Consider the following 11,878-nt stretch of genomic DNA (forward strand, 5'->3'; position numbering starts at 1 on the left):
TGATGGCGATATTAAAAGACTATTTCCGTAGCCCAATTGCTAGAATTGGTACAATTTTACTGTTATTAATTATCATTATTGCATTAAGCGCAGATTGGTTTTTTCCTGGAAATCCACTTCGCTTAGCTGGCCGCCCCTTACAATGGCCTTTTACAAATCCTAAATTTATCCTGGGAACAGATCAGGCAGGAAGAAATATCGCTGCCCAGCTTTTTCATGGTGCAAAAGTATCACTGATTATCGGACTCATCTCAACATTCATAGCAATTATTATTGGTGTGGTTATTGGTGCTATTTCAGGATTCTACGGAAGATGGGTTGACGACATACTGATGCGCCTTACAGAAGCATTCCAGATTTTACCTAACTTTTTACTATTACTCGTTGCTGTTGCGGTATTTGGTTCAACAATCAATATTGTGGTGATTGCAATTGGTGTTGTTTCTTGGCCACCCGTTGCAAGGTTAACTCGAGCAGAATTTTTATCATTACGCAATCGTGAATTTGTGCAGGCGGGAAAAACCATAGGCATGAGCTCAACTAGACTCATGTTTAAAGAGATTTTACCAAACGCATTACCGCCAGTAATTATGTATGCCAGTGTTATTTTATCAACCGCGATATTAATGGAAAGTGCGCTAGCCTTTTTAAGCCTTTCCGATCCCAATATCTCATCATGGGGAAATCTAGTCGGTAATGGACGACTAGTATTACGTCAACAATGGTATGTTTCAGCTATTCCTGGCATTGCAATATTGCTAACCGTTTTATCTGCATCATTAGTTGGACAAGGAATAAATGATGCACTCAATCCAAGGTTAAAAAAACGATGAATCAAAAAAGACTATCAATTAAAAATTTAACCCTAGATTTGCCTCATGGTTCGGATCGAAAATATGCGGTTAATGATGTGTCACTCGATCTTTATGCTAACGAAATCCTATGTATTGTTGGTGAAAGTGGTTCGGGTAAATCTTTATTATCCAATGCAATCATGGGATTATTACCTGACGGTATTATTGCTTCTCAAGGTGAGATTGATTACGACGGAAACAACTTACTCACTTACCATGATGAACAAATGCGTAAAATTCGTGGTGCGCATATTGGTATGGTTTTCCAAGACCCGATGACTGCGCTAAATCCATTAAAAACCATCGCTAATCAAATTAGTGAAATGTTCACTATCCACACTAAGTTAACTAAACAAGAGATTAATCAGAAAGTTATCCAATTATTAACGGATGTGCAAATGCCCAATCCGCAGTCTGTTGCTAAAGCTTATCCACATCAACTTTCTGGTGGCCAGCGTCAACGTGCCATGATTGCTATGGCATTAGCATTAGAACCCGCTATTTTGATTGCTGATGAACCAACAACAGCTTTAGATGTCACAACTCAAGCATGCATATTAGAATTAATTCGCGAACTACAATCACGCAAAGGTACCGCAGTATTATTCATTACTCATGATTTTGGTGTAGTTGCTGATATTGCAACTCGTATTGCGGTTATGCAGAAAGGACAACTCGTTGAGCAAGGCTTGGCAAGTGACGTGTTAAATTCGTCAACACATCCTTATACACAAGCGTTAATAGCTGCTGTCCCTCCCCTTACTCCTGGTGATGTTCGACGTATTAATAAAGAAATTATTCTTGAAGTGAACAACCTATCAAAAACGTATCACAATCATAGCTTTTTTAAGCAAAACCGACGTACAACCTATGCGGTTAATAATGTTAGCTTTAAGTTACATAAAGGTAGTACTTTAGGCGTTGTGGGAGAAAGCGGCTCAGGTAAATCAACGTTAGCCAGATGCATTATTAAATTATTAGAAATAGACAGCGGTCAAATCAACTTTGAAGATGTAGATATTGCCAATTTAAAAGGGAAAAAACTTAAACAATATTCACGCCATATTCAGATGGTCTTTCAAGATCCCTATGCGTCATTAAATCCACGTCGAAAAGTCGGCGATCAAGTTACGATTGGACCAATACTTCACGGAACAAACAAACACGAAGCAATCAAAAGAGCAAAAGCGTTATTCAACATGGTGGGATTGGAAAGCGAGGCATTAAACCGTTATCCTCATGAATTTTCGGGAGGACAACGACAACGAATAGGCCTTGCTCGAGCATTAGCATTAGAGCCGAAAATATTGATTGCTGATGAACCGGTATCGGCGCTTGATGTTTCAGTTCAGGCACAAGTTCTTGAACTATTAACACAATTACAAAAAAAGCTAGATTTAACGGTTCTATTTATCACCCATGACCTTCGAGTTGCTGCACAAATTTGTGATCATATTATTGTAATGAAATCAGGAAAAATCGTCGAGCAAGGTATCGCATCACAAGTCTTTCTAAATCCGACAGCATCTTATACCAAAGATCTACTTGATGCGGTTCCTGGTAAAGGATGGAATCCACATCGATTAATTGATATGTCTCCCGCTATTCATATTTAAGGAGTGAATATAATGACAATACTTAGTCCACAAATTGATCATGTTGTAATCACCGTATCAGATCAGCTCGATCAAGCAAATTCTCAATATCAAAAACTGGGATTCACAACAACCCCAAGGGGCCACCATTCACTAGGAACAAGTAACAATTTAGCGATATTTACGACCACATATCTTGAGCTTTTAGGTTTTGAACCTCAAAATGCGGGTAAAGTAGATAAAAGTTGGTGTTTTGCTGACGGGCTAACTGGGTTGGTTTTCAAAACCAAAGATGCCAACAAACTTTATCAACAACTAGTTAGCCAAGGTATAAAAGTTGAGGGTGACGGTCCTAAATCCTTTTTTAGACCTGTCGAATTAAATGATGGCACTAAACCTGAGGCGCGTTTTAAAACCGTCAGATTAGCCCCTTCCTATACACCAAATGGACAGATCTTTTTTTGCGACCAACTGACCCCGGAACTCGTTTGGCGTAAAGAGTGGCAAACGCACCCAAATGGTGTAATAAATATTAATCAAGTCATTATTGAAGCTCAAAAACCCCGTTCCTCAATTAACTTGCTTGAAAAAACTTTCCCTTCAGCAAACATTATCGAAATTGACGGAGGCGTACGTCTAAAAGCTGAAGATAAATTTATTGATTACCTTACACCAAGTGCAATACAGCATCTTTTTGGCTCGTCAGTAAGTAAAGCGAATAACGACCAAGATCGTAAAGTTGCTTTAGGCTTCACAACAAAATCATTAGCGCAAACCCAACAAGCACTAGAAAAAGGAAAAATTAAATACAATTTACAAAATGATACGATTATCGTACCTGCCAGTGAAACATATGGTGTAGTTATGATTTTTAGCCAATTATAAATAGGAACTATGAGTATGAGTAAAATTTTATTTATAGGTAGTGGCCATATGTCTGAAGCGATTATTAGCGCTTTGATAAAAAATAAAACATATGAACCCCAAAATATATTAGTGAACGATATTGTTAAATCTCGCTTAGACTATTTACATTCAACTTATGGCGTTACCCCAACTGGCAAAATCGTCAATGCAGATATTATTGTATTGGGTGTTAGACCTCAAGATGCATGGAGTAAGATAGTTCAACAATTGGATGTTAAAGAGACTGTTATCATTTCAATCATTGCTGGAGTAACAATTGCCCAAATAAAACAATCCTTAAAAGTTGATCTTCCTGTTATTAGAACGATTCCAAATACACTTACCGATACAGGTTTTGGTTATTCAGGTATTGCTACCGACGAGAATGATCAGGCTGTTGCGAAACAAAAATCCGTCACCCAATTCTTCAAAAGTTTTGGTAAACTTGAATATATTGACGAATCACTGCTTGATATTTTTACTGGCTATGCTGTTGCAGGACCGAATTATATTTATTATTTTTATGAATCGTTAGTTGATGCTGGAGTTTTAGTTGGATTGCCCCGAGATATGGCCAAACGTATTGCGATCGAAAATTTACACGGCGCAGCCTCAATGCTTCAATTAAGTCAAAAACATCCAAGGCAATTACTTGATATTAATAACTCGCCAGCCGGAGTTGGAATACATAGTTTGTATGAACTAAATAATAGTGATTTTGCAGCAGGGTTACAACGAAGCGTGAAAGCTGGAGTCATTCGAACTATTGAGCTGGGAAAAAGCAGTAAAATAAGCTAAATATAATTGTTGAGGAACTTAAAAAACCCCGCTCCTCAACTTTTTTTATTATCTATTAAATGTTAAGAGATATCTTTTGCTATATATTTTTGGCTATTATTATTGATTAATAAAAATAGCCCGATCAATGCACCTAACACAAATAATCCAACAACATAAATAGCGGGCGCCATTTTACTCACAAAATCACTGAAAAATGAGATTAGTAATGGCGTTAAGCCACCAGCTATGGCATAAGCCATATTAAATGAGAACGACACACCGCTATAACGCACCTGAGTTGGAAACACTTTAACCATAAAATAAGCAAAAGAACCGACAATTCCAACACTAAAACCTGCTAATGAATAAGTGATAAATAGAAGATTCGGATTATCTAGTGATAGATAAAATATAGCAATCATGATAGCAGCCACGATACAACCAACAACAAGTACTTTGCCCATCGAAAACTTATCCATCATCATACCGTAAAACGTACAACTGATAATCAGTCCGATGATAGCCAATATATTCCCTTGCAAAGCTTCAATTGCTGAATAACCAAATTGCTTTTGTAACAAAATTGGCGTCATTAACATTATCACCATAATACCCGCTGACAACACCCAAGTAAGTAGCATCGATAAAATTGTTTGGGGTAAATATTGGGTAATCACAGTAATTACTGGCAACTTTCTTGATAATTCTTGATTTTTACGCTTTTGAATTTCAAGAAAAATCGGCGTTTCTTTTAGCCAACGACGTAGATACATAGCGATTAAACCGAAAATACCGCCGATAATAAATGGAATTCGCCATCCCCACTCATTCATTTGTTCTACCGAGATACTTTTACTCATTATTGTCGATACCAGCGAACCAAGCAGGATACCTAAACTTAATCCACTAGTTAAAATACCACACGCTAGACCTATTTTATTTTTAGGAACATGTTCGGCAACAAATGTCCATGCTCCAGGAACTTCACCACCAACGGCAAGTCCTTGGCATAATCGCATGATTAACAGTAATAATGGCGCAAAAATACCAATATTGGCATAAGTTGGTAGGCAGCCAATAAATAATGTTGGTAAAGCCATTAATAGGATGCTAAGTGTAAACATTCTTTTGCGGCCAAATATATCACCAAAATGAGCCATCACAATACCACCAAAAGGACGAATCAAATAGCCGGCAGCAAAAATGCCAAAAGTCTGAACTTGACTTAACCATGTAGGCATATTAGTCGGAAAAAATAAATGGCTAATCGTTATTGAAAAAAAGACAAAAATAATAAAATCATAAAACTCTAATGCGCCACCTAACGCGGAAAGCGCTAAGGTTTTATAATCCTGATTATTTAATGTTCTCACATTTTGGGAAATTGCAGAATTTGGCATAATCATCCTTGTAAATAATTGTTTACAATCAGTCTATTAAATTGTACTACTATACAAGAACTAACTGTTATTTAAAAGAAAATATCTAAAAGCAAACAAAAATCAAAACTAGCACTAAATGATTAATAGTTAGCCATACAAATACCTACAATAACAAAATCTTAACAAATGGAGAGTTCTAAAATGGCAACAAAACGCATTTCTCGTGGAAAATTCAACCGTATGCAACAATTATCTAACCAAGATGGCGTAATTGCAGCATTAGCAATCGATCAGCGTGGTTCAATGGTAAAAATGATGCAAAATGCCGTTGGTCAAGAGCGTTATCACATTGACATGGTTTATGAATTTAAAGAGCTTGTTTCTCAGGAATTAACCAAATATGTTAGTGCCATTTTGCTTGATGAAGAACTTGGTTTCAAAGGTATGGCTGCTAAAAATAAAAATGCTGGCTTAATCATGTCTTATGAAAAAACTGGTTATGATGCCAATACTCCCGGTCGTTTACCCGATATTTTGCCTGAAGATTCACTGCAACGTTTATTGAAAAAAGGTGCTGATGCAGCAAAAGTCCTTGTTTATTATAATCCGGATGATCCTCAAGATATCTTAGATAAAAAACATGCCTTTTTAGAACGTTTAGGCAATGAAGCGAGAGCCGCTGATATTCCGGTATTTGTCGAACCAATTGTCTATGATAATGTGGTGACTGATGATAAAAGCCCTGAATTTGCCAAAATCAAACCTCAAAAAGTGATCAAAACTATTGAGGAATTTACTAAAGATCACTATTACATCGATATCTTAAAAGTAGAAGTGCCAGTTCTATTTAAAAATGTTGAAGGATTTAACGACAATAATCCAGTTGTATATTCCCAAAAACAAGCGGCTGAATATTTTAAACAAGCAAGTGACGCCGCCACACGCCCATTTATCTACTTAAGTGCTGGTGTACCAACCAAAACTTTCCATGAAGAGCTTATTTTTGCTGGCGAACATGGCGCTAAATACAGTGGTATTTTAGGCGGTCGTGCAACTTGGTTTGAAGGCGTGGCAGCATATGCTAACGGCGGTAAAGATGGCTTAAAACGTTGGCTAGATACAACTGGTCGTGAAAATGTTGAGCACCTTAACAAAATCTTAAAACAATACGCAACACCTTGGTATGATGTGTATGGTGGCAAAGATAAGATTGAAATTATTGATCCTGTATTAAGCAATTAATTGATTATTTTTAAAATTTATAACGAAGATTTAATACAAAAAAGAGTACAAGTTTTCTTCCTACTTGTACTCTTATAATTAGCAATTAATTAGCTGATTACTTTTTGATACTCCTGCAAATATCTCCAATTAGATAGCTTTATCAAAAAATAAATTTACTTTACTTTTTTCAGACATGGATTCTAAATATTCTCTGATTTTAGTTGGAAATTTAAGTCCTTTAACACATGTCAAATTGCGTAATATTGGGAACAAACAAATATCATCCCAAGATAATAAGCCATTACATGCATTAGGTGAAGTAATTAAAGATTCAAGTTGAGTAAATAAATCAGCTACCTTAGCGATTAACGAATCAGTCTGAGCAAGACATTCATCAAACGATCCCATCTTTTTACTCTTATTTGTGACAAAATTATCAATAGCATCTTGAGTAGCAAATTCAGCTAAACCAAGTTTGATATAACGCGGACACTCTAACTTATAGTCATATTGTTGAAGTTGTTTTATCAAAGCTTCAATTTTTGGATTTTTAGGTCCTGTTAAAATAGGGCTTCCGCCATAATTGCTATCGATATAAGCAACAATATCCAAACTTTCTGGCATATAGCTACCATCTTCTTTTTGTAAGATGGGTACCATTTTTTCGCCAATCATGCTTTCTGGTGATTTAGCATCATTACTTAGAAAAACATGCTGCTCAACCGGAATATTTTTCAAGCCAAAAATCATTCTTGCACGTACACAAAAAGGACAGTGTTCATAAATAAATAATTTCATATTCGTCTCCTAAAACAATCAATGCCCCATAATAAAAAAGCCAAGACTAAAAACAGCACAAAAACCAATCCAGAGGAATAAAGCGCTTTAGCGTAACCAACCTTCACTACATTAATAAAAGGATAGGGATATTGATTAGTAAAATAACCTCTTGTGAAGATATAAATACCATAAATTAGCATTGACAAAAACGAGCCAACGATAATCTTGAAATGAATGCGTCGAAATGGCCCCCATATTAACCAACTTAATACGCCAGCAATAGGTAAAACGACATGTAAACTCTCATTAGTAAATTGTAATAATGTACTCGGTGGTTTATGAATACTTCTTAATATTAGATTATAGACAATAGCCGTTATAATTACTCCAACTAAACCATTTAATCGAATCACTTTAAATAAATATCGATTACAGTTTGGATTAAAGGCTAACCACAAACAGCTAAATGCCAACATGAGATTAGACAACACGGTAAAAAAACTGTAATAAAAAACCATTCTCCCGATAGGTGTTCCTGGTTGCCAAGGCCGAAGTCGTGTATGCCAATAAATATAAGTTTCAAGACCTATTACCAAAAAAGCATATAGCACAATAAAAAGATTAATATTTCGTTTCAGCATAACTTATTATAAAAAATAACTGATAGTGCAGTATATCGTAGGCTAAAGAAAAGATACAAAAGATTCTTCCAACATAAACTAAAGTGAATAGTTATTAGCAGTTAGTATATAATAGGAAAAATCGTCGAAAAAAGAGTTGGCTTTTAATGTCTGATAAAGAGATATCATCACAAAATAAAATATTAATTGAACAATTTTTAGACTCAATTTGGTTGGAACGAAATCTTTCTGAAAATACTATCGAATCTTATAAACTCGACCTGTTTGCTTTAAGCCAATCACTGCAATCACAGCAAGTTAATTTCATCACTGCGCAATCAATTAATTTGCAGGAATTTTTATTGCAACGCGTTAAAGATGGTTATAAAGCAAGTAGTTCAGCTCGTTTACTTAGTGCGACTAAACGTTTTTTTCAATATTTATATCAAGAAAATTATCGTACGGATGATCCATCAGCTATATTATCATCGCCCAAATTACCCAAAAAGTTACCCAAAGATCTAACAGAATTACAGGTTGATGCTCTTCTTGAATCACCAAGTATTGATGATCCAATAGAATTGCGAGATAAAGCCATGTTAGAAGTGCTTTATGCAACAGGGATACGCGTTTCGGAGTTAGTGAATCTAGAGATTAGCGATGTAAGTCTTAGACAAGGAGTAGTTAGAGTCGTTGGTAAAGGAAATAAAGAGCGTTTAGTTCCTTTGGGAGAAGAGGCTATTTATTGGCTTGAATACTATTTCAAATATGCGCGCAACGATCTTTTAAAAAATGGCCCTGTTGATGTTCTTTTTCCAAGTCGATTGGGTAAAAAAATGACACGACAGACTTTCTGGCATAGGATAAAATATTATGCCATACTAACGGGCATTAATATAGAAGCCCTTTCGCCTCATGTACTTAGACACGCTTTTGCAACGCATTTACTTAATCATGGTGCCGATTTGCGTGTTGTACAAATGTTACTTGGGCATAGTAGTTTATCAACTACACAGATTTATACACATGTTGCAACAGAAAGATTAAAACAGTTGCACAGCAAACATCATCCTCGCGCATAGCGGTTCAATAAACTAAGGATAATTGAATGAAAAAATTAGTAATCAGTTTAGGTTTAGCATTGATCTCAACTTCAGTATTAGCCTCTAACGCCGATATTACAAAAACAATGGAAAAGTTAGGTTTTTCTAGCAAAGAGATTACAATCGAAAATAACCCAATACAAGGGCTAAAAAGTGTTACCACACCTGATGGTATCTTTTATGTCACTGATGATGGTAAATTCTTAACTCAGGGGCCAATCTATAATCTTGAAGGCAGTGAACCAGTAAATATTGCCAACAGCAATAACTTAAAATTAATGAAATCAATTGAAAAAGACGCCATTGTTTATCAAGCTCCAAATGAACAATATGTTATCTCAGTTTTTACCGATTACACATGCCACTACTGTAAATTATTACACGAAAATATTGAGCAATATTTAAATGCAGGCATCTCAGTTCACTATTTTGCTTTTCCACGAGCAGGAGCAGATAGTGAAGTAGGTAAAAATATGCAATCCATTTGGAGTGTAGTTGATCGCAAAGCCGCTTTTGAAAATGCATATAAAGGTAATAAAATTTCACCTGCTAATAGCATGATCCCTTATGTAACACAGCAATTTAACGTTGGTAAAAAACTAGGTATTAGTGGAACACCAGCAATAGTATTACCTGATGGACAACTTGTCTCTGGTTACGTTCCGGCTGATAAATTAATCGAAATTTTAAAAAAGAAATCTAATAACTAGTACTGTATAATTTATAACCTTTAAATTATAGAATACAAAAAATTGTTAGCGCATACGCGCTAACATTCATCATATGAAAGCAGATAAATTAATACATCGTAAGTTACCCGAAACGCTACCAGAATTATCAAATGACATTCCGTTATTGTTGCAGCGAGTATATGCATTGCGCGGAATAACGTCTATGCAAGAACTAGACTATACCACTCGTAATCTATGTAACTACGACAATCTAGATGGGACCAATAAAGCTGTTGACATTCTTTATTCTGCAATGAAGAACAATGAGCGAATAATGATTGTTGGAGACTTTGATACCGATGGCGCAACCAGTACCGCATTAACGGTAAAAGCGTTAAAAAAAATGGGGTGTCAATTTGTCGATTATATTATTCCAAATCGTTTTGATGATGGATATGGTTTAAGTATTAACGTCGTAAAGAAAGCAATTTTACAAAAAGCGGATCTTATTATTACTGTTGATAACGGTGTTTCTGCTGTTGAGGCGGTCGAATTTGCAAAACAGTCGAATTTAACCGTCATTATTACCGATCACCACTTATGTCCAGAAAAACTACCTCCTGCGGATGCAATTATCAATCCTAATTTACCAAATTGCACTTTTCCTTCAAAACATTTAGCAGGTGTTGGTGTAGCTTTTTATTTTATGCTGGCATTACGGTCAAAATTACGCAAGGAAAACTGGTTCACCACACATAATTTAGAAGAATTTAATATTGCTAGCTTATTAGACTTAGTTGCCCTTGGCACTATTGCCGATGTGGTAAAACTCGACCTAAATAACCGAATACTAGTCCATCAAGGTGTTAGCCGTATCCGAGCAGGCTATTGTTGTGAAGGAATTAAAGCATTATTAAATATTTCCAGACGAGATCCCCTCACGTTCACCTCAACAGATCTTGCTTATTATATAGCCCCAAGACTAAATGCTGCTGGACGAATGGATAATATGTCTCTGAGCGTAGAATTATTGTTATGTGAAGACTATGATAGTGCAGTCAATCAAGCAGCCGACCTTGATACGCTTAATAGTGATCGAAAATTAATTGAGCAAACGATGTATCAAGAAGCTTTATCCCACGTTGAACAGATACATAAACCTTCTTTACCTAATTCAATAGTGGTACATCATCCTGAGTGGCATCAAGGTGTTATTGGTATAGTCTCAGCACGATTGAAAGACAAATATTATCGTCCTGTGATATGTTTCGCTTCGACAGAAGATGGATTATTGAAAGGTTCTGGAAGATCAATAGATGGTATTCACTTACAAAATGTACTCTATGAATTGAATCAAAGATATCCAGATATTTTGGTTAGCTTTGGTGGTCATGCCATGGCTGCTGGATTAAGTATTCAAGAAAAAGATTTAGATAAATTTAGGGATCTTTTAGAAACAGTGATAACTGAGCAACTTGATTTGAAGGTACTTGAACAAACGATTGAAACCGATGGCGAGATAAATAACGAAGATTTTAATTATTCAATTGCAAAACTACTAAAAGACTCTGGTCCATGGGGTGAAGGATTTATCGAACCTACATTTGATGGCGAATTTATTATTCATCAGCAACGCATATTTGCTGAAAAACACCTTAAATTAGTATTAGAACCCAAAAATGGGGGACCAATAATTGAAGGGATCTGTTTTAATGTTAATTTAACAAAGTGGCCAGACCAAACGATAAAAGAAGCAAAAATTGTTTATCACTTAGATGTAAATGAGTTTCGAGGAAATCAAACCCTAAAATTAATGATAAGACATATCTGGCCTATCGCATAAGCGATTAAGATCGACTATAATTACTAGATTCTGTAAAATCAGAACAGTTAATCACAAAAATAAAATTAGCAATACAATAGTTTTATCATTAGTACATTTTATACAACATTAAGGACAAAA

11 protein-coding genes are annotated in these 11,878 nt (G+C 35.6%); 8 read left to right on the forward strand and 3 right to left on the reverse strand.

Annotated elements, in window-relative coordinates; all coding sequences use genetic code 11:
• Positions 1-2: 2 nt before the first annotated feature.
• Genes J3U18_RS11090 through J3U18_RS11105 form a run of 4 tightly spaced genes read left to right on the forward strand, consistent with a single transcriptional unit; the run spans position 3 to position 4,153 of the window.
• A complete protein-coding gene (locus tag J3U18_RS11090) occupies positions 3-833 on the forward strand; it encodes an ABC transporter permease (RefSeq protein ID WP_220225593.1) in 831 nt (276 codons plus the stop codon).
• Positions 830-2,470: an ABC transporter ATP-binding protein gene (locus J3U18_RS11095; protein ID WP_267354105.1), complete on the forward strand. Its 1,641-nt coding sequence runs from the start codon at positions 830-832 to the stop codon at positions 2,468-2,470. The genes J3U18_RS11090 and J3U18_RS11095 overlap by 4 nt, the downstream gene beginning before the upstream one ends.
• 12 nt (positions 2,471-2,482) lie before the next feature.
• Positions 2,483-3,334 carry a VOC family protein gene (locus J3U18_RS11100; RefSeq protein WP_267354107.1) on the forward strand — a complete coding sequence of 284 codons (852 nt, stop codon included), beginning with the start codon at positions 2,483-2,485 and terminating at the stop codon, positions 3,332-3,334.
• A gap of 15 nt (positions 3,335-3,349) precedes the next feature.
• The gene (locus J3U18_RS11105) at positions 3,350-4,153 is read left to right on the forward strand and encodes a pyrroline-5-carboxylate reductase family protein (protein WP_267330965.1); all 804 of its coding nucleotides are present in this window, start codon (positions 3,350-3,352) and stop codon (positions 4,151-4,153) included.
• A 62-nt stretch (positions 4,154-4,215) separates the two neighbouring features.
• Here J3U18_RS11105 and J3U18_RS11110 read toward each other — a convergent pair whose 3' ends face one another.
• A complete protein-coding gene (locus J3U18_RS11110; protein ID WP_267354109.1) occupies positions 4,216-5,535 on the reverse strand; it encodes an MFS transporter in 1,320 nt (439 codons plus the stop codon).
• 183 nt (positions 5,536-5,718) lie between these two features.
• On the opposite strand from J3U18_RS11110, the gene J3U18_RS11115 reads away from it, so the two are divergent.
• Positions 5,719-6,759 carry a tagatose 1,6-diphosphate aldolase gene (locus J3U18_RS11115; RefSeq protein WP_065735046.1) on the forward strand — a complete coding sequence of 347 codons (1,041 nt, stop codon included), beginning with the start codon at positions 5,719-5,721 and terminating at the stop codon, positions 6,757-6,759.
• 129 nt (positions 6,760-6,888) lie between these two features.
• Here the strand turns inward: J3U18_RS11115 and grxB are convergent, their stop codons facing one another.
• On the reverse strand, positions 6,889-7,539 hold the full coding sequence (gene grxB / locus J3U18_RS11120; RefSeq protein WP_065562029.1) for a glutaredoxin 2: 651 nt from the start codon (positions 7,537-7,539) through the stop codon (positions 6,889-6,891).
• Positions 7,536-8,162 carry a Pr6Pr family membrane protein gene (locus tag J3U18_RS11125; RefSeq protein WP_267332345.1) on the reverse strand — a complete coding sequence of 209 codons (627 nt, stop codon included), beginning with the start codon at positions 8,160-8,162 and terminating at the stop codon, positions 7,536-7,538. The genes grxB and J3U18_RS11125 overlap by 4 nt, the downstream gene beginning before the upstream one ends.
• A 146-nt stretch (positions 8,163-8,308) precedes the next feature.
• On the opposite strand from J3U18_RS11125, the gene xerD reads away from it, so the two are divergent.
• From xerD to recJ, 3 genes are all read left to right on the forward strand, one after another.
• Positions 8,309-9,223, forward strand: coding sequence for a site-specific tyrosine recombinase XerD (gene xerD, locus J3U18_RS11130; RefSeq protein ID WP_267354111.1), 915 nt, complete (start codon positions 8,309-8,311; stop codon positions 9,221-9,223).
• 26 nt (positions 9,224-9,249) lie between these two features.
• Complete coding sequence (gene dsbC / locus J3U18_RS11135) at positions 9,250-9,954, forward strand: bifunctional protein-disulfide isomerase/oxidoreductase DsbC (protein ID WP_065735043.1); 705 nt, start codon at positions 9,250-9,252, stop codon at positions 9,952-9,954.
• A gap of 73 nt (positions 9,955-10,027) precedes the next feature.
• Positions 10,028-11,758, forward strand: a complete 1,731-nt coding sequence (recJ, locus tag J3U18_RS11140) for a single-stranded-DNA-specific exonuclease RecJ (RefSeq protein ID WP_065735042.1) — start codon at positions 10,028-10,030, stop codon at positions 11,756-11,758.
• Positions 11,759-11,878 lie beyond the last annotated feature (120 nt).

Origin of the sequence: Gilliamella sp. B3482, from assembly GCF_026536805.1 — a bacterium.
GTDB lineage: Bacteria > Pseudomonadota > Gammaproteobacteria > Enterobacterales > Orbaceae > Gilliamella > Gilliamella apicola_E.

Bases quoted from the DNA above. Each gene is read 5' to 3' on its own strand.
- J3U18_RS11090 (WP_220225593.1), top strand. From the start codon at position 3: ATGGCGATATTAAAAGACTATTTCCGTAGCCCAATTGCTAGAATTGGT.
- J3U18_RS11095 (WP_267354105.1), top strand. From the start codon at position 830: ATGAATCAAAAAAGACTATCAATTAAAAATTTAACCCTAGATTTGCCT.
- J3U18_RS11100 (WP_267354107.1), top strand. From the start codon at position 2,483: ATGACAATACTTAGTCCACAAATTGATCATGTTGTAATCACCGTATCA.
- J3U18_RS11105 (WP_267330965.1), top strand. From the start codon at position 3,350: ATGAGTAAAATTTTATTTATAGGTAGTGGCCATATGTCTGAAGCGATT.
- J3U18_RS11110 (WP_267354109.1), bottom strand. From the start codon at position 5,535: ATGCCAAATTCTGCAATTTCCCAAAATGTGAGAACATTAAATAATCAG.
- J3U18_RS11115 (WP_065735046.1), top strand. From the start codon at position 5,719: ATGGCAACAAAACGCATTTCTCGTGGAAAATTCAACCGTATGCAACAA.
- grxB (WP_065562029.1), bottom strand. From the start codon at position 7,539: ATGAAATTATTTATTTATGAACACTGTCCTTTTTGTGTACGTGCAAGA.
- J3U18_RS11125 (WP_267332345.1), bottom strand. From the start codon at position 8,162: ATGCTGAAACGAAATATTAATCTTTTTATTGTGCTATATGCTTTTTTG.
- xerD (WP_267354111.1), top strand. From the start codon at position 8,309: ATGTCTGATAAAGAGATATCATCACAAAATAAAATATTAATTGAACAA.
- dsbC (WP_065735043.1), top strand. From the start codon at position 9,250: ATGAAAAAATTAGTAATCAGTTTAGGTTTAGCATTGATCTCAACTTCA.
- recJ (WP_065735042.1), top strand. From the start codon at position 10,028: ATGAAAGCAGATAAATTAATACATCGTAAGTTACCCGAAACGCTACCA.